15 protein-coding genes are annotated in these 25,088 nt (G+C 66.4%); 4 read left to right on the top strand and 11 right to left on the bottom strand.

Annotated features, from left to right (window positions below; translation table 11 throughout):
- Positions 1 to 34: 34 nt before the first annotated feature.
- The 3 genes from BMY68_RS24890 to BMY68_RS24880 form a co-directional block, all read right to left on the bottom strand.
- Entirely contained in the window at positions 35 to 7,534 is a 7,500-nt protein-coding gene (locus BMY68_RS24890; RefSeq protein WP_175534873.1) for an Ig-like domain-containing protein, read from the bottom strand.
- Positions 7,535 to 7,682: 148 nt separating this feature from the next.
- The gene (locus BMY68_RS24885) at positions 7,683 to 8,528 is read right to left on the bottom strand and encodes a sulfotransferase family protein (protein ID WP_009041591.1); all 846 of its coding nucleotides are present in this window, start codon (positions 8,526 to 8,528) and stop codon (positions 7,683 to 7,685) included.
- A 230-nt stretch (positions 8,529 to 8,758) separates the two neighbouring features.
- Complete coding sequence (locus tag BMY68_RS24880) at positions 8,759 to 10,402, bottom strand: glycosyltransferase family 39 protein (protein WP_085533237.1); 1,644 nt, start codon at positions 10,400 to 10,402, stop codon at positions 8,759 to 8,761.
- 221 nt (positions 10,403 to 10,623) lie between these two features.
- On the opposite strand from BMY68_RS24880, the gene BMY68_RS24875 reads away from it, so the two are divergent.
- The gene (locus BMY68_RS24875) at positions 10,624 to 11,211 is read left to right on the top strand and encodes a phage tail protein (RefSeq protein ID WP_009041589.1); all 588 of its coding nucleotides are present in this window, start codon (positions 10,624 to 10,626) and stop codon (positions 11,209 to 11,211) included.
- 53 nt (positions 11,212 to 11,264) lie between these two features.
- Positions 11,265 to 11,576 (top strand): DUF6916 family protein, encoded by a 312-nt coding sequence (locus BMY68_RS24870; protein WP_085533235.1) that lies wholly within the window; start codon positions 11,265 to 11,267, stop codon positions 11,574 to 11,576.
- A 60-nt stretch (positions 11,577 to 11,636) separates the two neighbouring features.
- On the opposite strand, the gene BMY68_RS24865 is transcribed toward BMY68_RS24870, so the two are convergent.
- From BMY68_RS24865 to BMY68_RS24850, 4 genes are read right to left on the bottom strand one after another with little or no spacing between them, the layout of a single operon-like run.
- Entirely contained in the window at positions 11,637 to 12,140 is a 504-nt protein-coding gene (locus BMY68_RS24865; RefSeq protein ID WP_009041587.1) for a GNAT family N-acetyltransferase, read from the bottom strand.
- 27 nt (positions 12,141 to 12,167) lie between these two features.
- A complete protein-coding gene (locus tag BMY68_RS24860) occupies positions 12,168 to 14,264 on the bottom strand; it encodes a site-2 protease family protein (protein ID WP_085533233.1) in 2,097 nt (698 codons plus the stop codon).
- On the bottom strand, positions 14,264 to 15,583 hold the full coding sequence (locus tag BMY68_RS24855) for an efflux RND transporter periplasmic adaptor subunit (RefSeq protein ID WP_085533231.1): 1,320 nt from the start codon (positions 15,581 to 15,583) through the stop codon (positions 14,264 to 14,266). The genes BMY68_RS24860 and BMY68_RS24855 overlap by 1 nt, the downstream gene beginning before the upstream one ends.
- Positions 15,580 to 16,362: an efflux RND transporter periplasmic adaptor subunit gene (locus tag BMY68_RS24850; RefSeq protein WP_085533229.1), complete on the bottom strand. Its 783-nt coding sequence runs from the start codon at positions 16,360 to 16,362 to the stop codon at positions 15,580 to 15,582. The genes BMY68_RS24855 and BMY68_RS24850 overlap by 4 nt, the downstream gene beginning before the upstream one ends.
- Positions 16,363 to 16,609: 247 nt before the next feature.
- On the opposite strand from BMY68_RS24850, the gene BMY68_RS24845 reads away from it, so the two are divergent.
- Both BMY68_RS24845 and BMY68_RS24840 read left to right on the top strand, forming a co-directional pair.
- Positions 16,610 to 18,781 (top strand): PA5441 family protein, encoded by a 2,172-nt coding sequence (locus BMY68_RS24845; protein ID WP_085533227.1) that lies wholly within the window; start codon positions 16,610 to 16,612, stop codon positions 18,779 to 18,781.
- Positions 18,782 to 18,783: 2 nt separating this feature from the next.
- The gene (locus BMY68_RS24840) at positions 18,784 to 19,503 is read left to right on the top strand and encodes a DUF3142 domain-containing protein (protein WP_085533225.1); all 720 of its coding nucleotides are present in this window, start codon (positions 18,784 to 18,786) and stop codon (positions 19,501 to 19,503) included.
- Here BMY68_RS24840 and BMY68_RS24835 read toward each other — a convergent pair.
- The 4 genes from BMY68_RS24835 to BMY68_RS24820 form a co-directional block, all read right to left on the bottom strand.
- Positions 19,466 to 20,935, bottom strand: a complete 1,470-nt coding sequence (locus BMY68_RS24835) for an efflux transporter outer membrane subunit (protein ID WP_085533223.1) — start codon at positions 20,933 to 20,935, stop codon at positions 19,466 to 19,468. The genes BMY68_RS24840 and BMY68_RS24835 overlap by 38 nt on opposite strands.
- Positions 20,932 to 21,990: an HlyD family secretion protein gene (locus tag BMY68_RS24830; RefSeq protein ID WP_085533221.1), complete on the bottom strand. Its 1,059-nt coding sequence runs from the start codon at positions 21,988 to 21,990 to the stop codon at positions 20,932 to 20,934. The genes BMY68_RS24835 and BMY68_RS24830 overlap by 4 nt, the downstream gene beginning before the upstream one ends.
- A gap of 25 nt (positions 21,991 to 22,015) precedes the next feature.
- Positions 22,016 to 23,560: an MFS transporter gene (locus BMY68_RS24825; protein ID WP_085533219.1), complete on the bottom strand. Its 1,545-nt coding sequence runs from the start codon at positions 23,558 to 23,560 to the stop codon at positions 22,016 to 22,018.
- Positions 23,561 to 23,854: 294 nt separating this feature from the next.
- A complete protein-coding gene (locus tag BMY68_RS24820; protein WP_085533217.1) occupies positions 23,855 to 24,772 on the bottom strand; it encodes a LysR family transcriptional regulator in 918 nt (305 codons plus the stop codon).
- Positions 24,773 to 25,088: the final 316 nt, after the last annotated feature.

Genomic DNA, 25,088 nt, shown 5'->3' with positions numbered 1-25,088 from the left:
GCCCCTGGGTGCCGCATCGTATTTATGTAGTGTTTCAGGCCTGCATTGCGCTGATGCCGGCCTGTTCGAACGCCCTGGCCAGATCGCGGATCGGCCGTTGTTCTGTGTCTTGCATCACTTGCAATTGCTGGGTCAACGACGGTGCCCCGAACACCCCGCGCCCGCCCTGGGAAAGATCGCCGGCCTTGGGCTTGTCGCCGAAAGACTTCAGAAAACCGCCATCCTCGGCGGAGTCCTGGTCGAACAGCAGCGACAGCGTGCTTTGGCTGAACACCCCGCCATCGCCGCCACCAAAACCCAGGAAACCATGGCCATTGCCATCGCCCCCGGCATCGCTGCTGCCGAATACCTGGGCAATGAAGCTCGGCGCCAGTGCCCCGCGATTGATGAAAATGTCCCCCAGCGGCCGGATGCCATCGCCCAGCACCCGCTGCTCGAACAACGGCGCGAAGGCCAGTGGCGAAGCCAGGTCGCCAGCGGGTGGCGTGGTGACCGTGGGTTGCAGCGGCACATAAGGCGGCAGCGGCGGAACCACCGGGTCGCTCGAACGGAATTCCGGATCGCCCACCGGCAGCTCCGTGGGTGGGTTGGCCGCCGGCACGGTGTTGATCGCGTAGTTGTTGGAGTCGGTGCTGCCAGTGCCGGTATTGCCGAAGGAGTCGCTGACCCCGCTGTTGTTCAGGGTGATCAGGTTGCTGGTGTCGCTGATGTTGGCGGTGGGCGTCAGGGTCGCGGTCCAGGTCCGGCCGCCGTCACTGCTGCCCAGGGCGCTCAGGGTGCCGTTGGCCACCGTCAGGTCCGAGTTGGTGAAGCCGCTCACCGCTTCGCTGAAGGTGATGGTCACGCCGCTGGTCTGGCCCACGCCGAGGCTGCTGTTGGCGACCACGATGGTGGCGGTCGGACGCTGGGTATCGATCAGGTAATTGTTCGAATCCGTGCTGCCCAGCCCGGTATTGCCCGAGGCGTCGCTGACCCCGCTGTTGTTGAGGCTGATCAGGTTGCTCGTATCGCTGAGGTTGGTGTTCGGGGTGAAGGTCGCGGTCCAGGTGATGCCGCCATCGCTGCTGCTGAGCGCGCTCAAGGTACCGTTGGCCACCGTCAGGTCACTGTTGTCGAAGCCGCTCACCGCCTTGCTGAAGGTGATGGTCACCAGGGACGTGTCGCCCACGGCCAGCATCGGGTTGGCGACCACCACGGTAGCGGTGGGGCGCACGGTGTCGATGACGTAGTTGGCCGAGTCGGTGGTGCCGCTGCCGGTGTTGCCGACGGCGTCTATCACTCCGGCATTGTTCAGGGTGATCTGATTGCTGCTGTCGCTGATGTTGATGGCTGGGGTAAAGGTGGCGGTCCAGGTGACCCCGCCATCGCTGCTGCTCAGGGACCCCAGGCTACCGTTGGCCACTGTCAGGTCCGAGTTGGTGAAGCCGCTGATCGCCTCGCTGAAGGTGATGGTGACCGTGGTGGTTTCGCCCGCTTTCAGGGCCGTGTCGGCCAGCACGATGGTGGCGGTCGGCCGCCCGGTGTCGATGATGAAATTGTTCGAGTCGGTGCTGCCGCTGCCGGCATTGCCCGCCGCGTCGCTGACCCCGCTGTTGTTGAGGCTGATCAGGTTGGTCGCATCGCTGACGTTGACGTTCGGGGTGAAGGTCGCGGTCCAGGTGATGCCACCGTCGCTGCTGCTGACCGCGCTCAGGATGCCGTTGCTCACCGTCAGGTCGCTGTTGTCGAAGCCGCTGACCGCCTCGCTGAAGGTGATGGTCACCAGGCTGGTTTCACCGATCGGCAGGATCGGGTTGGCTACCACTATGGTGGCGGTTGGGCGAGCCGTGTCGATGACATAGTTGTTCGAATCCGTGGTGCCGCTGCCCGTATTACCCGAGACATTGATCACGCCGCTGTTGTTCAGGGTGATGACGTTACTGGTATCGCCGACACCCACAGTCGGCGTGAAGGTAGCGGTCCAGGTGACCCCGCCATCGCTGCTGCTCACCGCGCTCAAGGTACCGTTGGCCACCGTCAGGTCGCTGTTGTCGAAACCACTGACCGCCTCACTGAAGGTGATGGTCACCAGCGAGGTTTCGCCAGCCTTCAGGGCCGTGTCGGCGATCACGAGGGTGGCCGTCGGCACTACGGTTTCGATGCTGTAGTTGGCTGAGTTGGTGGTCCCGGTACCGCTGTTGCCGGCCACGTCGGTGAAACCGGCGTTGTTCAGGGTGATCAGGTTGCTCAGGTCGGTGATACCCGCCGTCGGGGTGAAGGTGGCGGTCCAGGTGATACCGCCGTTGCTGCTGCTCACTGCGCTCAGGGTACCGTTGGCCACCGTCAGGTCGCTGTTGTCGAAACCGCTCACTGCTTCACTGAAGGTGATGGTCACCACCGAGGTTTCGCCGGCCTTGAGGGTCGAGTCGGAGAGGACGATGGTGGCGGTCGGGCGCAGGCTGTCGATGGCGTAGTTGTTGGAGTCGGTGGTGCCGCTGCCGGCGTTGCCCGCCCCATCCGTAATACCGGTGTTATCCAGGGTGATCAGGTTGCTGCTGTCGCTGATACTGGCAGTCGGGGTGAGGGTCGCCGTGTAGGTGATGTTGTCGCTGGTGCCCAAGCCGCTCAGCGAACCGTTGGCCACGGTCAGGTCGGCCAGGCTGAAGCCGGTCACCGCCTCGCTGAAGGTGATGGTCACGGTACTGGTCTGGCCCACACCAAGGGCGCTGTCGGCGACCACTATGGTCGCCGTCGGGCGCACGGTGTCGATCGCATAGTTGTTGGAATCGGTGGTGCCGCTGCCGGCGTTGCCCGAGGCGTTGGTCACCCCACTGTTATCCAGGGTGATGACATTGCTGGTGTCAGTGATGCTCGACGTCGGGGTGAAGGTGGCGGTCCAGGTGACCCCGCCATCGCTGCTGCTCACCGCGCTCAAAGTGCCGTTGGCGACGGTCAGGTCGGCGTTGCTGAAGCCGCTCACTGCCTCATTGAAGGTGATGGTCACCAGCGAGGTCTCAGCGATCTTCAGGTTGTCATCCGCCACCACGATGGTCGCGGTCGGCAGGACGGTGTCGATGCTGTAGTTGCCGGAGTTGGTGGTACCGCTACCGGTGTTGCCCGCCAGGTCGCTGACCCCGGTGTTGTTCAGGGTGATGACATTGCTCGCGTCGGCGATGCCTGCCGTTGGGGTGAAGGTGGCGGTCCAGGTGAGACCGCCATCGCTGCTGCTGACTGCGCTCAAGGTGCCGTTGGCGATGCTCAGGTCGGCGTTGGTGAAACCGCTCACGGCCTCGCTGAAAGTGATGGTCACCAGCGAGGTTTCGCCGGCCTTGAGGGTTGTGTCGGCAAGGACGATGGTCGCGGTCGGACGCAGGCTGTCGACCGCATAGTTGTTGGAATCGGTGGTGCCGCTGCCGGTATTGCCCGCCCCATCCGTAATGCCTGTGTTGTCCAGGGTGATCAGGTTGGTCGAATCGGTGATGCTGGCGGTCGGGGTGAGGGTCGCCGTGTAGGTGATGTTGTCGCTGGTGCTCAAGCCGCTCAACGTACCGTTGGCCACGGTCAGGTCGGCCAGGGTGAAGCCGGTCACCGCCTCGCTGAAGGTGATGGTCACCAGTGAGGTCTGGCCCACGCCCAGGGCACTGTCGGCGACCACAATGGTCGCGGTCGGGCGCACCGTATCGATCGCGTAATTGTTGGAGTCGGTGGTGCCGCTACCGGCGTTGCCGGAGGCATTGGTGACGCCGCTGTTATCCAGGGTGATCAGGTTGCTGCTATCGGTGATGCTCGACGTCGGGGTGAAGGTCGCGGTCCAGGTGATGCCGCCGTCGCTGCTGCTCACCGCAGTCAAGGTGCCGTTAGCGATGGTCAGGTCGGCGTTGGTGAAGCCGCTCACCGCCTCGCTGAAGGTGATGGTCACCAGTGAGGTTTCACCGATCCTCAAGGCGTTGTCCGCCACCACTATGGTCGCGGTCGGCAGGACGGTGTCGATGCTGTAGTTGTTGGAGTTGGTGGTGCCGCTGCCGGTGTTGCCGGCCAGGTCGCTGACCCCGGTGTTGTTCAGGGTGATCAGGTTGCTGGCATCGGCGATACCGACGGTCGGGGTGAAGGTGGCGGTCCAGGTGATGCCGCCGTCGCTGCTGCTGACCGCGGTCAGGGTGCCGTTGGCGATGCTCAGGTCGGCGTTGGTGAAGCCGCTCACCGCTTCGTTGAAGGTAATGGTCACCAACGAGGTTTCGCCAGCGCTGAGGGTGCTGTCGGCGACCACGATGGTCGCAGTCGGGCGCACCGTATCGATCGCATAGTTATTGGAGTCGGTGGTGCCGCTGCCGGCGTTGCCGGACAGGTCGGCGATGCCGGTGTTGTCCAGGGTGATCAGGTTGCTGGTGTCGCTGATGCTGGCGCTCGGGGTAAAGGTGGCGGTCCAGGTGATGCCGCCATCGCTGCTGCTCACTGCCGTCAACGTGCCGTTGGCGACGCTCAGGTCGGCGTTGGTGAGGCCGCTCACCGCTTCGCTGAAGGTGATGGTCACCAGCGAGGTTTCGCCGATCCTCAGCGCGCTGTCGGCGACCACAATGGTCGCGGTCGGCCGCACCGTGTCGATCGCGTAGTTGTTGGAATTGGAGCTGCCCTGGCCCAGGTTGCCCACGCTGTTCTGGACGCCGCTGTTGTCCAGGGTGATCACGTTAGTGGCATCGGTGATGCTGGTGCTCGGGGTGAAGGTCGCGGTCCAGGTAATGCCGCCGTCGCTGCTGCTCACCGCGCTCAGGGTGCCGTTGGCGACGGTCAGGTCGGCGTTGGTGAAACCCGTCACCGCCTCGGAAAAGGTGATGGTCACCAGCGAGGTCTCACCGATCCTCAGGGCATTGTCGGCCACCACTATGGTCGCTGTCGGATGCGCGGTATTGATCACGTAGTTGCCCGAGTCCGTGGTGCCGCTGCCGGTATTGCCGGCCAGGTCGGCGATGCCGGTGTTGTTCAGGGTGATCAGGTTGCTGCTATCGCTGATGCCATCGGTCGGGGTAAAGGTGGCGGTCCAGGTGATGCCGCCGTCGCTGCTGCTCACCGCGCTCAAGGTGCCGTTGGCGATGCTCAGGTCGGCGTTGGTGAAGCCGCTCACCGCTTCGCTGAAGGTGATGGTCACCAGGGAAGTTTCGCCCGCCGTCAGGGTGCTGTCGGCGACCACGATGGTCGCAGTCGGGCGCACGGTGTCGATCGCATAGTTGTTGGAATCGGTGGTGCCGCTGCCGGCGTTGCCGGCCAGGTCGGCGATGCCGGTGTTGTCCAGGGTGATCAGGTTGGTGGTATCGGTGATGCTGGCGCTCGGGGTGAAAGTGCCGGTCCAGGTGATGCCGCCGTCGCTGCTGCTCACTGCGGTCAGGGTGCCGTTGGCGATGCTCAGGTCGGCGTTGGTGAAGCCGCTGACCGCCTCGCTGAAGGTGATGGTCACCAGCGAGGTTTCGCCAACCCTCAAGGCGTTGTCCGCGACCACTATGGTCGCGGTCGGCCGTGCGGTGTCGATCGCATAGTTATTGGAGTCGGTGGTGCCGACCCCGGCGGTGCCCAGGCCATTGATCACCCCGGTGTTATCCAGGGTGATGACGTTGCTGGTATCGGTGATGCTCGACGTCGGGGTGAAGGTGGCGGTCCAGGTGATGCCGCCGTCGCTGCTGCTCACCGCGCTCAGGGTGCCGTTGGCGATGCTCAGGTCGGCGTTGGTGAAGCCGGTCACCGCCTCGCTGAAGGTGATGGTCACCAGCGAGGTCTCACCGATTTTCAGCGCGGTGTCCGCGACCACTATGGTCGCGGTGGGCGGTGGTGCATAGGCGGTATTGAGGTTGCCGCCGTCGTTGTAGATGGTCGCCACCGACGTCGGCGAAGTACCGGTGCTGCCACCGCCCAGCGCTACGCCACCGGCGCCACTGGCCGCCGCGTTGCCGCTCAGGGCGGCGAAGTTGGCGGCGGTGATCAGGAAGGTGCCCTTGTTCCAGACCGCGCCGACGCCGCGGCCGCCAATCCCGCCATTGCTGGCGTTGCTGCCTTGGCCGCCACCACCGCCACCGCCGCCGCCCGCGCCAATGTTGTTGCTGATGGTCGAGGTGCCGATCACCGTGAGGGTGCCGCTGGAGGCGTTGTAGATCCCGCCGGCGGCATTGCCGCCCGCGCCGCCGACCTTGTCCCAACCCGCGCCGCCGCCACCGCCGCCGATGGAAATCGTGCCGTTGGTGGCCGTGGCGCCGTTGCCGCCGTTGCTGTAGTAGGACACGCCCAGACCGCCCGCGCCGCCGGTGCTGGTACCGCCGCGACCACCCATGTGGGTGGCGTCGTAGCCACCGCCATAACCGCCCACGCCACCGCCGCCAGCCTGGCCGCCCAGTGTGCCGGTGCCGGGGCCGGCGGAACCGCCGTGGCCGCCACCCTGGCCACCCAGCCCGCCGCCACCACCACCGCCACCGCCGTAGAACGCGCCGGTGACACCGCCACCACCGCCGCCGCCCGAAGCCGCGTTGGAGGTCACGGTGACGTTGTTGAGGGTGAGGTTGCCGGCGTTGAAAATCCCCCCGGCCATGGCGCCGGTCGCACCGTACCCGCCATTGCCGCCGTTACCCGAGACCAGGCCCCGGGTGATCACCAGGCCGTCGAGGGTCACGGTACTGCCCGCGCTGACTTCGATGACCCGGGTGCGGTACTGGCCGTCGAGGATCACGTCCGCCGCGCCGTCGTTGTTCAGGTCGCCGTCGATGGTCACGTTCTTGTTGACCAGCAGTTCGGAGGTCAGCTGCACCGTCATGCCGCTGCTGAAGGTGACGATGTCGCCGTTCTGCGCCGACGCCAGCGCCGCCCGCAACGAACCCACGCCGGTGTTGGCGTTGTTGGTGGCGGTCCAGGTCGCCAGCCCCCACTGATAATCCTGCATGGCCTGGGTGGACAGCACGTTGGCGCTTTCGATGGTGCCGGTGGCGATCTCCAGTTCCCAGTCGCCCCCCAAGCCGGTGCGGTCGCTGGAGGCGGCCACGTCGCGACCGGTGAGTTGCGCCAGCGAGTCGACGAAATTCAGGCCACGTTCGCCCTCGGCGGTGTAGCAGCCGTAGATCAGGATATCGCCGCCGGCGTTCATGTCCTGGCCGATGTCCGCCAGCACCGCGCTGCGCGCCTGGACGTTGTCAGCCGAGAGGTAACTGTTGCCCAGCCACAGGTCGCCGGCATTGCCGTGGGCGATGATCTGCACCGAACTGACGCCCTGGTGCTGGTCCAGGTAATCGGCGATCTGCTGCAGGCCATCCTGGTTCGCCCCCAGTTGCACCACCTGGGTGCCGGGCGCCAGGCCCTGGAGCAGACTGTCGGCGTCCTTGACCCGCGAGTCGACGAACACCACCGTCAGCCCCGGCACCGCGGTCGGGGTCGCGGCAGGCGCGGCATCGGCCTGGCCGTGGGTGTCCTGGCTGACGCTCGGCTGATCGGCGGCGGTCGGCGTCTTGGCCACGTCCGTGGTGGTGTGGCTGTCCGGCTGGGCGACATCGGCCACCGTCGCCGCCACCGCACCGTCGAACAACATGCGCGGCTCCAGCGGCATGATCATCGGAGAGGCCAGGGCATTCGCCCGCCCGGTGGCCCGCTGATTGACCCGCGACTTGCCTTTGCTCCACCACATGATGCTCACCCGGACTCGAACGTGCTGAAAGGTGCGAATTGAAAAACCGCGGTCAACGGGCCGCAGCGTCGGATTTCATGCGAATGACATTGGCGGCGCTGGATGCCCCGTCTTTCCAGAAGGACAGCTCCGCATACTTCTCGAACAGGTCCGGCGGCAGGATGGTGCGCCGCGACTGCAGCGCCACCCGCGCCTTGACCTTGTGCAGGCCCGCGACCCCCAGCGCCTGGTCGAACTCGGGCGCGTCGTAGGCCAGGCTGTCGAAATCGTGTTCGAACCAGGGTTCGTCGATAAAGTCGTAGATCAGCCGCATCACCCGCTCCGGGGCCTGGCTCAGCAGGTCGTAGTCGACGATCAGCAGCGAATCGGCGTTTTCGCCGTAATAGGCTTCTTTCAAGGCGGTCCAGGCATACCCCACCAGCCGGTTGTGCTGGGCCAGGGTTTCGCAGCGGCTGTAGACCGAATTGCGCTCGACCGCATCGCCGAACAGCTTGGTGTTTTCGAAGGGGTTGGCCCGGTACAGCCGTTCCAGGCTGTCCATGACCCAGGCGACATTGCGCACACAGGCGATGGTCCTGGCCTTGGGAAACAGGTCCTTCAAGGCCGGCAGGCGCGCGCACCATTGGCGATTGGTGTCGAAGACGACGGGCTTGTCGGCCTTGTCGGCGTAGTAGGAGTCGAACAGCCCGCGCAACAGGCGGCGGCGCATATCGATGTCGATGACCGCGCCGAATTCGCTGCCGGCGCTGCATTGTTCGAGGATGCCGCTGAACAGCGCCCCCACCGGGCTGGTCATGCCGGCGTGAAAACGCGGGTTCTGCAGCAGGATGGCCGACAGCAGGGTCGACCCTGAGCGCGGTAAACCGGAGATAAAGTGGAACTGCGGCAATCCCTTCACCCTAGCTATAAGTCCATTTGTAGGAAAAAGCGTAGTGCAAGGTCAGAAAACCAACTAGTGGTGCTTTGATATCAATTCGAAGCAAAAACCATAAAAAACGTGTGTTTTAAAAACACTCGCCGCTCTGGAACCGAACGTGAACCGATCAAGCCACTGCTGGCCCTGAATTCTGCCTTTCGTCCATCGACCGGTTCACAGGCCGATCTTTTGCGCAAAACCGCCCAAGGCTGCTATCCAGCAGGTTTCCCAGCCTGGGCGCACAGTGCTTGCAGCGACGCCTGGCGCTGCGTCACGCCGCATATCACCAGCAACCGCGCCGTGACCCCGCCGGCGGTGAATTCGCCAGCTTTTCGCCATTGCGCCGGCAGCGGGGCGAATTCGTCGGGTTGGTCGGCCGTGCCAATCAGCCAGACGCGACCACTGCCCACCGGCAGCGCCGACAGCCGGTCGAGGTAAAGCCTGTCAGCCTGCTGCTCGACCAGGGTGCCGAAACCATAGGCGTTGGGCCGAGTGGAGACGCCGGCGGGCGTGGGCGGGGTGTAGAGCAGCGGCTGGGCGTCGGTACGGTTGTAGTAGACGTAGCTCAGGTACCACAGCAGGTCGCTGGTGACGATCCGGTCGCCGGCCACGTAGCGCTGGTTCACGTAGTCCACCAGAACGCTGATCTGATCGTTGCTATCCACCGTGGCGTTGTTGTTCAGGCCGACCCCCTCGGCCCCGGCGAACAGCAGCAGGACCGCCAGCGCCAGCGCGCGGGCATGCTCCAGCAGCCGGTCGATCGCCATCGCGAAAAGCAGCGGCAGGCCCAGGGCATAGGCCGTCAGGTAGCGCTCGATGAACACCGGCGAAACGAACGACACCGCAAACACCAGCAACAGCGGCAGCACGCTGTAGGTCACCAGCAGCCAGCTCCAGCGCCAGGGCGTGCGGTCGCGCCAGGCGAGCATTGCGACAACGCCCAGCACCAGCAGCGGCAGGCCCGCGAACAGCAGCGGGGAACGGCTTTCGCCATCGTCCTGGGTCAGCAATTGCCAGACCATCGAGGGTAACGACAAAAAGTCCACCGACGGCTCCCAGCCCACGTCGCCGCTGGCTTTCAGCTGGTCGATATGCTGCAGCAGGTCCACCAGCCCCGGCAGCCAGGGGACGAACAGCATGACGATGGCGAGGTTGGCCAGCCACCAGCCCGGCTGGCTGATCGCCCGGCTCGCAGGCGTCGCTTGCAGGCGCAACAGCAACAGGTACGCCCAGTGGGCAAGCACACAGAGCGCGGTGAAATAGTGGGTGTAGAACGCCGCGCTCATCAGCAGCGTGTAGTACACCAGGTAACTCTGGCGCCGGGGCTGCCTGAGCCAGTACACCAGGGCCAGGGTGGCACCGAGCAGCCACACCCCCAACAGGGCATACATGCGCACTTCCTGGCTGTAGCGCACGGCGGTGGGCAGCAGGGCCAGCAGGAACCCGGCGAGGATCGCCGCGCGGCGGCTGGCGATCTGCGCCACCAGCCACACCCCCAGGCCGACACAGACGATCCCCAGCCAGGCGCTGAAACTGCGAATGGCAAAGATGCCGTCGCCAAACAGCGCGATCCAGCCGCGCAGCAGCATGAAGTACAGCGGCGGATGCACATCGTGGGCGGCATGCCCCCAGAGTTCGCTCAGGCCGTAGCGGCTGAGCAACAGGCTGGAGCCTTCATCGCCCCAGATGGCCGCGGCGGTCAGGTCGTAGAAGCGGGTGGCCGCCGCCAGCAGCAAAATCGGCAGCAGCCAGTACGCCCGCAGCACCGCGACCAGGCGCTGTGCGTCGCTCGCCAGCCGATGGGCGATGCCCGGCCCGGCCGTATCCAGCAATTGTGGCTCTCTGCGAAACGCCATGAATGTCCCCTGCGCCAACGTTTTACCAGCACAGCATCGCGGTTTATCCGGCCAGACATAAGGCACCCCATCACCCCAGGCGACTGGCGGAGCAGCGTCTACGCTAACCATTGCTGTCGACGAGCCCGCTTGGCGTTCTGACCATATCGGTCAAGCTGTCAGGCCAGACACCAGGGATCGGCTCAGGGAGTCCCACTGATTAACCTGAAGGATAAAAAACTATGGAAGTGTTCATGGGCACCATTCAAGCTTTTTCCTTTAACTTCCCTCCCAACGGCTGGGCCTCGTGTTACGGCCAGACCCTGGGGATCTCGCAATACCAGGCGCTGTTTTCCCTGCTGGGCACCTACTACGGCGGCAACGGCACCACCAACTTCCAGCTGCCGAACCTGCAAGGGCGGCTGCCCATCGGCCAGGGTAACGGGCTGGGCCTGACGCCACGGGTGATCGGCGAGGTTTCCGGTACCGAAAACGTCACCCCGACCCTCAACAACCTGCCGTCCCACACCCACACCCTCGCCAGCGTGAGCGCCGCCACCACGCTGCAATTGGCCAACCCCGCCAGCAGCCCGGTCAGCGTGCCGACGGCCACCAATTCCTTCATCGGCACCTCCGGCGGCGGGCCGGGCACCGCGACCATCTATTCCGATGGGCTGGGCGCCACGCCGGTGCCCCTCCAGGGGGTCAGCACCACGATCTCCGGCACCATCTCGCCCGCCGGCAACGGCCTGCCGCTGGAAGTCATGAACCCGTTCCTGGTGATCAACTTCAGCGTGGCCCTGAACGGCCTGTTCCCATCGCGCAATTGAAGTTCGCGCCGGGGGACATTCCCCCGGCCCTTTTTCCAGCCAGGAGTGGCGCCATGCTGCATCTGCTGCAAAGTGAGCATTTCCAGCCTTTGCTGGGGCAAACCTGCAATCTGTTGCTACCGGACGGCAGCGTGTTGCCGGTCCATATCGAGTCCATCAAGGACACTCCCCAGGCCCGCATGCCGAACAGCCCGCGCATGCCCTTCTGCGTCGAGCTCAACAGCCTGGAGCCGACAGCGTTCGTCGACGGCCTGTGCGACCTGGAACTGCCCGGCGTCGGCCACCTGCAGGGCATATTCGTGTCACGGGTGCCGGCCCTGGGCCGCGATCCGACGCTGGGCTATTTCTATATCGCCTTCAACTGAACCGAGCGTGCCTGGCGGCAGCGCCCCGGGCACCGGCTCGAACCCGCCGAATTACGCCGCTCAGCCGCGCGGGCCGGGGTACCACACCAGCCGCTCGGCCGCCGGGTTGGCTTCCTCGACCTGAAACCCCAGCGCCAGGTAATGCCGGCGCGCATGGGGGTTGCTGGCCCAGACCACCGTGGCCACCGGGCAGCGCACCTGCTCGGCGGCCTTCTGCACGCCCCGCAGCACGGTGCGCCCGTAACCGCGACCACGAGCAGCCGGAATGAACGCCAGGTACAGCACACGAATTTCATTGGCGCCAAAATCGGTGGTCAAGGCACCGATGGCGCTGCCGAGTTTTTCGATCACGTAGTGCATGGCGCCGGGGAAGTTCTCCCCCGCGCCCTGCTCCTGGACCTGGAACTGCTGGGCGATCACCTGCTCGATCTGCTCCTGTTCGCCATCGATCCATTGCAGATCGCTGCGCGCCGAACGGTAAAGGCTTTGCAGGAACGGCCCGTCGGTGGGTCGCGACGGACGTACCACCAGGCCATCGGACATGGCCGAATCCTTATGCAACATATGCGTTCTCCCTGAACATTCCTTGTTTCAGAACCCGCTTTCCCTCACGCCCAACGCCGCCAGGCGCCGCCAGGCCGTACCGAGCAACGACTCGCCACGCCCCTGCAACACCACCACGCCGCGCAGCGGCTGGCTCGGGGTGACACTGGCGTCGAGCACCTTGAGCCGCGCGCCGTACTGCGCCTGGACCGGTTCGGCGCGGCGGCTTTCATCGCGGCGCACGGCAATCGGCCCATGGTGATCGGAGGTCAGCGCCTCCTGGTCGATATACGCCACGCCGTTGGTATCGACTTCGGTCAATTGCACCTCGAGCGCCGGGTGCATCGGGTCGTCGGCGATAAAGCGCCCCGTGGCGCCCGGCGCGACCCGCCACAGGTCGGCCTCGGCGAGAAACCCACGCAAGCGCGCCCCCGGCTCGACCACCCGGGCCAGCGGCTCCTTGGGCGAAACCCAGCGGCCCACCTGCAGTTGCGGCAGCAAGTCACGCAGCTGACCGGCCTCGGGCGCGCGCAGCAGCAGGCGCTCGCGTTGCGCCGACAGGCCGCGATATTCGGCCACGGCCTCGGCCAGCTGCTGCTCGACGATCCCGGCATCGGCGGCGGTCTCGCTGCGCCCGGCGCGGCGGCGCATCTGCAATTGCTGGATCTCGATTTCCCGCCGGGCGATGGCCTGGCGCGAGGCCAGGTCCGGGGATTCGAGCTCAACCAGAACCTGGCCCTTGCTCACCGCCTGGCCGTCGCTGACATTGACCTGCCGGACCCGCGCCGCCACCGGCGCATGCAAGGCGCTGGCACGCCCGGCTTCGAGCATCGCCGGCACCTCCACCGAGCCGCGCCAGGGCACCGCCACCAGCAGCAGCGCCGCCAACAACCCCAGGCCGCTGAGCAACACCCGTGGCGCGTGGGCCTGTTCGCGGCGCGTCCACCATTCGCGCCATTCCCGCACGATGGGCAAAAAGATGAACCAGACCAGTTCCACCAGCATCAGGAAGATGCCCAGCAGCTTGAAAAACAGGTGGTACACCGCCAGCGCAATCCCGAAAAACAGCACCGCGCGCCACAGCCACGAGCCATAACCCCACCACAGCAGACGCCGCTGCATGGCCGGCGACCAGGGCTCCGGCGCCGGCGCCCGGTAGCCGAACAAGGCCTCGCGCAGGCGCCAGCGACAGAGGGCGAAAGCCCGCCCTTGCAGGTTGTCCACCTCCCAGAAATCGCTGAGCAGAAAGTAGCCGTCGAAGCGCATGAAGGGGTTCAGGTTGATCACCAGGGTGGTGATCCAGGTGGCGCTGGCGAGCATGAAGGCCGCGGTGCGCGCCGGGCCGTCCGGCAGCAGCGACCAGGCCAGCAGGGCGATGCTGGCCAGCAGCAGCTCGGCCAGCACGCCGCCGGCGCCGATCAGCAAGCGCGCGCGACGGTCATTGACCCGCCAGGCATCGCTGACATCGGTGTAGAACATCGGCAGCAGCACCATGAACGCTACCCCCATGCTCTGCACCCGGCAACCGGCGCGCTTGGCCATGAAGGCATGGCCAAACTCATGGCACAGCTTGGCGAAGAACAGCGCCACGCCGAACGCCAGGGCGCCACCGAGGCTGAACAGGTGGGGAAAGGTCGCCAGGAAGCGCTGCCAGTCCCGCGACACCAGAAACACCCCCAGCCCCAGGGTCAGCGGCAAGCCGTAGCGCAGCAGCCCCGGGCCGAACCGCGCCAGCCACGGCCAGGCGCGATTGAGAAAGGTGTCCGGGCGCCACAGCGGGATACGAAAGAACAGGTATTGGTGCAGCAGCACCTGCCACAGGCTCTGGTGCTGCGCGGCAGCCTTGAGCTCATAGCTGGCGCGCTGCTGCGGATCGAGGGCGGTGATCAGGTCATGGCTGCGCAAAAAACCCAGCAGCTCTTCCAGTTCCGCGCCGCCCAGGGGCAGCCCCGGCTCACGGTTGGCGGCGCGCAGTACCTGGTTGGCATCCCCCAGGGACCAATGCCTGAGCAGGCGCATCGCCGCCGCGCCGAGCTTGAAATAGCGGCCGCGCACCGGGTCGGCCAGGGTCCAGCGCGGCGAACCGTCCAGCGCCGGCGCCGCCGGCGACAACTGCAAGTCCGCGCGCAGGCCCGGCAGGTTCATTACAGGCCCACGCTCTGCCGCAGGCCGGCCAGCGGGCGGCGCAGCAGGTACAGCGCCAGCGGCGCTCGCTCACCGAAGAGCTTGGCCGTGCCGCGCAGGCCGATCCGCGGCGGCGCGTCGCGAAAACGCGCATCGAGGCGGTAGGCCAATTGCCCGCCGGGCGTCGGCTGCGCCTCGTAGGCCGCCCGTTCGAGGCTGGCCAGATGGCGCTGCAACGGGTCGCTGTCGAGAAACAGCGCCACCTGCGCGCCGGGCTCCAGGGCAATGGCATCGCCCACGGCCAGTTCGATGCGCAACTCGGCCTGGCTCGGGTCGGCGATTTCCATCAGGCGCTCGCCGGTCTGCACCGGTTTGCCGGTCCAGCGCTCGGCGTCGGCGAACACCGCGATGCCGTCGCGTTCGGCCCGGACTTCGCTGCGCTTGAGCAATTCGCGGGCGTAATCGCGTTCGGCGCGTTTCTGTTCGACCCGGGCCGCGAGCAGGTCGATCTTCGAGCTGGATTCGGCATCGGCGAAGGCCCGCTGGGAATTGGCCTTCAGTTCCGCCTCGGCCACGCCCAAGGCGCGGGCGGCGACATCGGCCTGGGCATTGAGAGTGGTGTTTTCAAAACGCAGCAGCAGGTCGCCGGTCTTCACCGTCTGGTTGGGCTTGACCAAAAACTCGGCGATCACCCCGTCCAGCGGCGCCGCCACCACACGCCCGCCCAGCGGCACCACTTCGGCCGGCGCCAGCACCGATTGCCGCACCGGAATCAGCAAGCCCAGCAACACCACCGCCAACAGCGCCAGCCGGCGTTTGCGGTTCCAGCGCAGGCGCCACGGCTTGCGCGGTTGCAGCGCCAGCCAGGCGTGGCTGTAGGTGTCGCCCAGTTGCGCCAGCAATACTTGTTCGGAAGGGTTCCACGGGTTGTCGCGGGCCAGCCACAGGCCACCAAAGAGCGCGCCCTGACGATCGATCAGCGGTAACCAGAACACTTGTGCCGCCGACAGGCTCTGCCAGTCGGCCCGTACCGGGGCGCTCAGTTGCTCGGCCGCGACCACCCGCGCCTGCTGCGCGAGCTCGAGCTTGAACAGTTGGGCCACCGCTTGTTCGACGAAAGCCACGAAGGGTGCATTCGGATCAAGCGCGCTGACACCAGTCACCGCGCGGACCTTGCCGGCGATCACCAGCGCCGCGTGGCGATAGCCGAACAGTGCCTGGCTGTCGTTGACCAGGCTGTAGGCCAGTTGCTCGACCGTGCGCGCGGCGCGGGTCTGGCGCTCCAGGTCGAGGAACCGGGCGAAAACCTGCTCGGCGGCGCCCGCTACCGGCGCGTTCATTTGAGCTCCGCGAACCGCGCCGTGCCGCTCATGCCCGCCAACAGGCCCTCGGCGTTGGGTACGGCCGCCACCAGCAGCAGCGTCTGGCTGCCTTCGTCGATCCGCGCGCCGAGGCGCTTGACCGTGGCGGCCAGCGGCTTGCCGGTTTCATCCGGGACGAAGCTGAAGGTCTGCCCGGCCTTGAGCTTGCCCATCCAGCTCGACGGCACCAGCAGGTGGATTTCCAGGGAACGGTTGTCGACGATTTCCAGCAGCGGCGAGCCGGCCGTCACGCTTTCGTAGCGCTGTACCTTGCGCGCCACCACCTGCCCGTCGAACGGCGCGATCACGCTGCAACGCTTGACCTGCACCTGGTAGACCTGGGATTGCGCCTGGGTCTCGGAGACCTTGGCCGCGGCTCGCGCCACTTCGAAGCGGCCGACCGAGTTGAGCGAAGCCAGTTGGCGGTTGTGCGCCAGCTCTTCGTTGGCGCCACGGCTGGCGGCCTGGGCGGCATTGAGCTGGGCCTGGTAGGCCGAGCAATCGAAGCGCGCCAGCACCTCGCCTTTCTTGAAGGACTCACCTTCGCTGTAGGGCAGCTCGACGATGCGCCCGGACAGCTCGCCGGCCAGTACCGCCTGATCCTTGGCCCGCAGCACGCCGCGCGCTTCGCTGCCGCTGGCCACGGCGGCGCCGGCAGCGCTGTCACTGAGCAGCGAATCATCTGGCGCAGGTGTCTGCGCCTGTGCAAGGCACGCCAGACAGGTCAACCCCAATCCCAATCCATGAAATCGCCGCATAACCGTAACTCCCTGACGGATGGGGCGGAGTCTAAGACAGCAAGCACAAGCGTCAAGCAAGTGGCCACTATCTTTATCAATCCCGACAACGGCATCGAGCGCCCGCCTGACAGCATAGATGCCTTGTCCGGCGCGGCGTGTGTCGTGTCGTGTCGTGTGGGTATTTTAGATGCCAGCGAATGCCTTCTGTATGATTTGCACCACACTTGGACCTTCGACTCCCATCGTTTCGGATTAAGGACAATTCATGCGTATCGGTCTTTTGTCGTCTTTGACACTGGCGCTCGGCGCCCTCCTCTGCAACCAGGCCCAGGCCAGCTCCGACGATTCCTGTTACCCGCGCTGGACCCTGGTCAAAAAAAACCTCGACAGCTGCAGCAACCTGCCGTTTCTCAACCCGGGCAACGACAGCCGGGTGAACCTGCGCCTGTTGCTGGCCGACAGCGGTGCCTTGCCCCTGGCGCCGAAAGCGCTGGACGCCGATAACCTGGACGAGGGTTATGGGGCGGTGCCGTTTCCAGTATTTCGCCTGCAACCCGCGCCCGGCCCTGAGGACGCGGATACCGCGCAAACCCCGGAGAACACCGACCTCAACGGCCGCCTGGAGTCCTTGCAGGTGGTGCGCGAAACCCCGCAAGCAGCCGGCGATGCCTTCCTGTCCGGCGAAGGCAGCCGCTGCCGCAGCAACTCGGACGCCAGCGCCCAGGCCTTCGTCGACCAACTGATCGCCGCCGACCTGCCGGCCAGCGAACGCCAGGCACTGGCGCAGAGCCGGGTCAAGCTGCTCGCCGCGTGCAACTGGGACAGCCCGCAACTGGCCAGCCTGCTGCCGACCGACCTGCAGACACCGCTGGGCAAGGGTTTCGCCACTTATCTACAGGCCGCCGGCGACTTCTACAGCGGCCGCTTCAGCGAGGCCGGCGCGGCGTTCGCCACGCTCAAGGACAGCCCGAATGCCTGGCTGAAAGAGACTGCGCTGTACATGAACGCCCGTACGCTCCTCAACAGCGCCCAGCAGAATGCCTTCGACGAATACGGCATGCCGGCGCTCGAGCATGTGGATAAGTCCACCCTGCAACAGGCCGAAGCCGGCTTCGACGCCTACCTGCGAACTTATCCACAGGGTGCCTACGTCGCCTCGGCCAAGGGCCTGCTGCGCCGGGTGCACTGGCTGGACGGCAATCCCGACAAACTCGCCGCCGACTACGCCTGGCAAATGACCCAGGCCAAGGACGAACAGCGCAACCTGTCGCTGGACGATCTGGTGGAAGAAGTCGACACCAAGCTGCTGATGGTCAACCGCAACCCGGTCAGCACGCCCCTGCTGCTGGCGGTCAACGACCTGATGTGGATGCGCGAGCAAGCCGAAGGCCGGCTGACCCGCGACGCCTTGCAACAACAAAAGGCGGTCTTCGCCGGGCAACCGGCGCTGTACGACTACCTGCAAGCGGCCTTCGCCCTGTACGTCGACAACGACCCCGACGCCGCGCTGAAACTTCTGCCCGCCGAGCCTGCGGCCAAGCTCGACTACCTCGCCTTCAGCCAGCAGACCCTGCGCGGCCTGGCCCTGGAAGCGAAGAACGACGCCTCGGGCGCACAGGCCCTATGGCTGCAACTGCTGCCCCTGGCCAAGCAACCGCTGCAACGGGAACAGCTGGAGCTGGCCCTGGCGATGAACTACGAGCGCAACCACCAGCTGGCCAAGGTGTTCGCCGTCGACTCGCCAATCCAAAGCCCGCAGGTGCGCTTCACCCTGCTGCGCCATGTGGCCGACGCCGAATTGCTGCGCCAGCAGATCAGCCAGGCCGCCGACCCGGTGGAACGTAATACCGCGCAGTTCGTGCTGCTCTACAAGGACCTGCTGCGCGGCCAGTACGCGGCCTTTGCCAGCGACCTTGGGCAGCTTCCCGCCAGCGCCCCTGAAGACAAGCTTGGCTACAGCCTGGGTTACGTCTACAGCAACGGCCAGTCGCTCAAGCTGTTCCAGTGGAACGGCAAAGAGGCCGAGTCCGGCTACGTCTGCCCGAGCCTCGCAGAAACCGCGGCGGCATTGGAGAAGGATGGGAAAAGCCCGCAAGGCCTGAACTGCCTCGGTGAGTTCATCCTGCGCAACGGCCTGGACGGCATGCCGCTGGACAGCCAGCCCGACAAGCTGTCCCTGGGCGGCACGCCGTCGGCCTTCAAGGGCGAAGCGTTCTCCCGCCTCGAGGGCTACAAACAGGTGATCGCCAACAGCAAGGCGCCACGCGACGACCGCGCCTACGCCCTGTACCGCGCGATCAATTGCTTTGCCTCCTCGGGCAACAACCGCTGTGGCGGTAAAGACGTGGAGCCCGCGGTACGCAAGGCCTGGTTCCGCCAGCTCAAAGGCACCTTCGCCGACACCCAGTGGGGCAAGTCGCAGCAGTACTACTGGTAAGCATGAGCCGCTTCTGGCGATGCCTGCTGCCGGTCTGGCTGTTGCTGGCCGGCAGTGCCCAGGCGGCGGTCGACGCCCGCGATCACGATGCCTTCTGGCTGTGGAGCGGCGTCGCCCCGCAGCCGGTGCTGAGCCAGGCCAAGACCCTGTACATCCTGCAAGGGCAGATCAGCCGTTCGCGTCGCGACCCGAGCGGCAACGTGCACTTCATCGCCCAGGGCATGGCCGTTCCGCGCCTGCGCCAGGGCGAGGTCTGGGTGGTCTATCGCGCCCACACCCTGCACTGGCCGGAACCGGTCTACCGCCAGCTGCTGGGCCAGGTGCAGCGCTGGCAGCAGGCCGGCAACCCGGTGGTCGGCATCCAGATCGATTTCGACGCCCGCACCCGCTACCTCGACGAGTACGCCAGCTTCCTGCGTGACCTGCGCCAGCGCCTGCCTGCGCAGTACCGCCTGAGCATCACCGGGCTGATGGACTGGGGCAGCAACGCCAACCCCGAGGCCATCGCCGGGCTCAAGGGCGTCATCGACGAAGTGGTGGTGCAGACCTACCAGGGACGCCACAGCATCCCCAACTACGCCACCTACCTGCCCCGCCTCGATCGCATGGGCCTGCCGTTCAAGGTGGGGCTGATCCAGGGCGGCGAATGGCAGGAGCCGGGCTATCTGCGCGACAGCCCGTGGTTCAGGGGGTATGTGGTGTTTTTGCAGAATCCGCGCTAGCCAACGGATACGCCGACTCCCAGCCTCCGCCCAGGGCCTTGTACAGGCCGACCATGGCCAGTGAAACGCCGGTCGAGCTTTCCACCAGTTGCTCCTGGGTGGCGAGCAAGGCGCCCTGGACGGTGAGGACGTTGACGAAGTCCACCACGCCTTCGACGTACTGCTGTTGCGCGGTGCGCAGGGCGATCTGGTTCTGCCGCACGGCTTCGGCCAGGCTGTCGCGGCGCAGCTGGCTGCTGTTGTAGCGGGTCAGCTGGTCGTCGATTTCATGCCAGGCGCGCAGCACGGTCTGCTGGTAGGCGACGGCCGCTTCCTGCTGCTGGGCTTCGCGCAGATGCAGCATGCCGCGCAGGCGGCCGCCGTCGAACAGCGGCAGGCTGAACTGCGGGCCGATGCCGAACTGGCGCGAGCCCCAGGAGCCGAAGTCCGACAGCTGCATGGCCTGGGAGCCGAAGTTGCCCGACAGGGTGATGCGCGGATAAAAGTCGCCCTTGGCCACGCCGATGCTGGCGGTGGCGGCATGCAGGCGGGCTTCGGCCTGGCGGATGTCCGGGCGGCGTTCGGCCAGTTGCGACGGCAGGCCGATGGCGACCTGGCGCGGGGTTTGCGGCACCGGCGCATCCGCCGCGAGTTCGGCGTGCAGGGCCTGGGGCGGCTCGCCCATCAGCAGGCTCAGGGCGTTGATCAGTTGCGCCTGGCGCTGCTGCAAGGCCGGCAGTTGCGACTCGATGGTCGCCACCTGCGCGGCGGCTTCGGCCACGTCCAGGTCGGTGGCCACGCCGTCGGCCAGGCGCAGTTGCGAGAGCTTGAGGCTGTGGCGAGCGACGTCGAGGTTTTGCTCGGTCACCGCGCGGGTACTCTGCACGCCGCGCAGCTGGATATAGTCCTGGGCGGTCTCGGCCAGTACCGCCAGCAGCACCCCGCGCCGGTCGTTCTCCGCGACTTCCAGGGTCGCGTCGGCGGCCTCGGTTTCGCGCCGCACGCGGCCCCAGAAATCCAGTTCCCAGGAAGCCGAGAAGCCGGCGTCCCACAGGTTGAAGGCGGACTTGCCTTCGTGACCCGACGGGTCGTTCAGGCCTTCGCCGCTGTTGCGTTTGCGCGCGTAGCCGCCGCTGGCGCTGCTGGTCGGATAACGCTCGGAGGTGACCACCTGGCGCGCCGCGCGGCTCTGTTCTAGGCGGCTGGTGGCCAGTTGCAGGTCGAGGTTGTCGGTCAGCACGCGCCGGCTCAGGGCCGACAGCTGCCGATCGTTGAAGACCTCCCACCAGCGCTCGTCCAGGGGGCTGCTCACCACCTGGCTCGGCGCAGCCTTTTGCGGGCTGGCCCAGGCCTCGACCCGCGGCCCTTCGGGGCGCTGGAAATCCGGGCCGACACTGCAGGCGGCCAGGGACAACAGGCTCAGGGCGAATACCGGCTGGAGCAGACGACTCATCGCTTCGCCACCTCACGCGCGGAGCTGGCCTGGCCCAGGGTATCGACGCTCGCTTCCACCGACATCCCGACCCGCAGGCGCTCGGCCATGGGCTGGCCGGGCTCCAGCAGGATCTTCACCGGAATGCGCTGCACCACCTTGGTGAAGTTGCCGGTGGCGTTGTCCGGCTTGACCGCGGCGAAGGTCACCCCGGTGGCCGGCGCCAGGCTCTCGACCCGGCCGCGCAGGGTTTCGCCGTCCAGGCTGTCGACCCGCACCTGCACCGGCTGCCCGGCGCGCATGTGGGCCAGCTGGGTTTCCTGGAAGTTGGCCACCACATAGGCCTGCTCCAGCGGCACCACGGCGAGGATCTTGCTGCCCGGCGTGACGTAGGCGCCGACCCGCACCGCGCGTTCGCCGACCATGCCGTCCACCGGCGCGACGATGCGCGTGTAGGACAGCTCGTAGCTGGCCATTTCCAGGGACGCCTGGGCGCGCTTCAGCCCGCCTTCGGCGGCGTCGCGCTGGGCGGTGAGGATCTCCACCTGCTTGCGTTCCGCCGCCAGCGCCGCGGTGGCCGTGGCCAGCCGCGCGCTGGCCTGGTCGATGCGGGTCCGGGCCTGCTGGGCATTCTGCACCGTGCCGGCGCCGACCCCGGCCAGGTGGTTGTAGCGGTTCAGTTCATGTTCGGCGAAGGCCATTTCCGCCCGCGCGGCCACCACCGAGGCCTGGGCCTGGGCGATCACCGTGCTTTGCCGGTCGAGGGTGGCGCGGGCGTTCTGCAACTGCGCCTTGGCCACCAGGGTTTCGGCGTCCGCCGCCTGGGCCGCGGCGCGCAGGTCGCGATCGTCGATCAGCGCCAGCAACTGGCCGGCCTTGACCCGCTGGTTGTCTTCCACCAGCACTTCCTTGATGAAACCCGCCACGCGCGGGGCCACCAGGGTGTAGTCGGCGCTCACGAAGGCATCGTTGGTGGTCTGCTCGGTGGCCTTGCCGGTAACCAGATACACCAGCACGCCGAGGACCGCGACCGCCGCCACGCTGACGGCGAGTTTGTGTTTGATGTGGATCGTCATAAAAACCTTCTGTCTCAGTGAACGTTCAAGTCGGCGCGCGTGGCGGATAGATCCGCGTCGGCAGCCAGAAAATCAGCAGGATCAAGGCCGCCGCCACGCCAGCCATGACGTAGTAGAGGTCGGCGGAGGTCAGCACCACGGCCTGGCGGTGCAGGCGCTGGGCGAGGTTGCTGGCGTCGACGGCGCTCAGCGGCGAGTTGCCGAGGCTGTCCACCAGCATGGTCGAGTGAAAATGCAGGCGGTGGGTGGTCAGGGCATCCAGCACGCCGGTGGCGATCACCGCCGCCAGGCCTTTCACGGTGTTGAACCAGGCGGAAGCGAACGGCCCCTCGATCGGCTGGATACTGCCGGTGGAAAGCATCAGCAACGGCAGCACCGCCATCGGCTGGCCGAAGATCTGCAACAGTTGCAGCACGTAGAAATCGTCGCGGATCCACGCCGAGGTCAGCCGCGCGCCGCCCAGGCACGACAGCACCAGCATCGTCAGGCCGATGCCCAGCACCCAGCGGCAATCGACCCAGCGCAGGTTGCACAGGGCCGCCACCAGCGGCAGCGCGATCAGCTGTGGCAGGGCCATCACCAGCATCACCGGGGCGGTCTGCAACGGCCGGTAGCCCTGGACCTGGGCCAGGAAACTGGACGGAATGATGATCACCGCGGTCAGCACCACCAGTACCCCGGCCAGGGTCAGCAGGGCGAACGACAGGTTGCGGATGCCGAGCATCTGCAACTTGAAGAACGGAATCGGTTGCGACCATTCGTTGATCAAGAACAGCACCAGCAACAACGCGCCCCCGCCCAGCAGCAGGCAGATCAGCGGCGAGCCGAACCAGTCCAGGCGATTGCCCTGGAGGATGCCGATCACCAGCATGCAGATCGCCGGAAACCCCAGCAGCAGGCCGCGCCAGTTGAAGGCCTTGAGGCGCTCCAGGCGCAGCGGGTCCTGGGGCAGGCCGTAAGCCACCGCGAGCATCGCCAGCAAGCACGGCGCCACCACCTGCCAGAACGCCCATTGCCAGCCGACGTATTCGGTCCACAGGGCGGCCAGCGGCGTGCCCAGGCTCGGGCCGAAGGTGGCGGTCAGGGCGTAGCCGGCCAGGCCGTAGAGCTTGACGTTGGCCGGCAGGAACCGCAGCGCCACGGTCATCAGCATCGGCGGCAACGCGCCGCCGGCCAGGCCCTGCACGGTGCGCAGCAGCAACAGGCTCTGGTAGTTCGGGGCGAACGGACAGAGCACGCCCAGCACGGTGAACAGGGCGATGGCGCAAAGGGTGAAACGCCGCAGCGAAAAGGTCACCGAACACCAGGGCGCGAAGGCCATGGCCGCCACCGAGGTGGCGGTGTAGCTGGCCACCAGCCAGGTGCCTTCGTCATAGCCGATGGCCAGGGCGCCACGGATGTCGGCCAGGGCGATCTTGGTCACCATTTCGTTGAGGCCCGACACCAGCACCACCAGCAATACGCCGAGCAGGCCGATGATGATTCGCGGGCCGAAGACCGCGGGGCTGACAGCTGCCGGTTTGCTGGCCACTTCAACGGGTGCCGGCACAGCCACGGCGAGGGAACTCATGAAGGGAATGACTCCGATGGAAATACCGAAGCAGTTTAAAAAGCCCGACAGCTGACGAAAACTGACTTATCGGCAGCTTATAAGTGCACCAAACGCAACGATTGGATGACATATAGCTGCTGCCGAGCCCGCGAGGCTGCGATCGGCGGCGATCGGCGGCGCAGCCGTCGCAACACCAGGCGACCTGATCCAACAGGCCAATCGCGGGCGCTGCCTGGCGAGGGCTAAGTCGGATGCCGCCGACCTCGTTCGCAGCCTCGCGTTGCTCGGCAGCGGCTACAAGGGTTGTGGTTTTCAGGGCTGGGCGACGTGCCAGGTTTCGTTGCAGGAGGCACGCAGGGTTTCGCGGAACCATTTGTGCGCCGGGTCCTTGTCGTAGCGCGGGTGCCAGGCCTGGGTCAGCACCAGGGTCGGCAGGGGAATCGGCAAGGCGAAGGAACGCAGGTGCAGGCCCAGGCGCGACACGCTGAGCAGGGTTTCCTTGGGCACCGGCAGGATCAGGTCCGAGTCCGGCAGCATGAACATCGCGGCATGGAAGCTCGGCGCGATCAGCGGCACCCGGCGCTGCAGGCCCAGGTCGCCCAGCGCCGCGTCGATCGGCCCGCGGGCGAGGCCGCGCCGGGACATGCTGATGTGCGGGAAGGCGGCAAAACGTTCGGCGGTGATCTCCTCGTCGAGCAGCGGATGATGCTCGCGCACCAGGCCGACAAAGGTGGTGGAGAACAGGTTCTGCACCTTCACTTCCGGGGTCAGCGGGCGGGTGTTGCTGATGCGCAGGTCGATCCGCCCTTCGCGCAGGGCCTCGTCGTCGCCATCGCCCTCCGGGACAAAACGCAGTTCGCAATGGGGCGCCTGGCGCTCCAGGGTGTCGATCAGGCGACCGCCATAGACGCCGACGAAGAAGTCGTTGGCGCGCACATTGAAGCGCCGGCGCAGGGTGCCGAGGTCGACCTGGTCACCGGAGCGGAACACCAGCGCCGCCTGCTCCACCAGGTCACGTACCTGGCCACGCAGTTCCAGGGCCTTGGGCGTGGGCACCAGGCCACGGCCGGCGCGCACCAGGATCGGGTCGCCCAATGCCTCACGGATCCGCGTGAGGGTCCGGCTCATGGCCGCCGGGCTGAGGTTCATGCGCCGCGCCGCGCCGACCACGCTGCCCTCGTCGAGCAGGGCGTCGAGGGCGACCAGAAGGTTCATGTCCGGGAGTTGCATGCTGAGCACTCGTGGCTGATCGGGAATGAGTCAGGCGCAATGCTAGCAGGGTCATTTCAGTCATGGACACCACTCTCTGTAGCCGCTGCCGCAGGCTGCGATCGAGGACAAAGTCCTCGCCAGACCTGCGCATGCGGTGTTCCAGACAGAAAGTGCTGTCAGATTTTGCGCCGGCTGCGCCGTCGATCGCAGCCTCGCGGGCTCGGCAGCGGCTACAGGATCGTGGAGGGCAGTTCAACCGTGGACACCACTCTCTGTAGCCGCTGCCGCAGGCTGCGATCGAGGACGAAGTCCTCGCCAGATCTGCGCATGCGGT

The organism is Pseudomonas sp. NFACC41-3 (assembly GCF_900109505.1).
GTDB lineage: Bacteria > Pseudomonadota > Gammaproteobacteria > Pseudomonadales > Pseudomonadaceae > Aquipseudomonas > Aquipseudomonas chlororaphis.
Note: the sequence above shows the minus strand (reverse complement) of the source record. Positions and strands in the feature narration are given on the sequence as shown.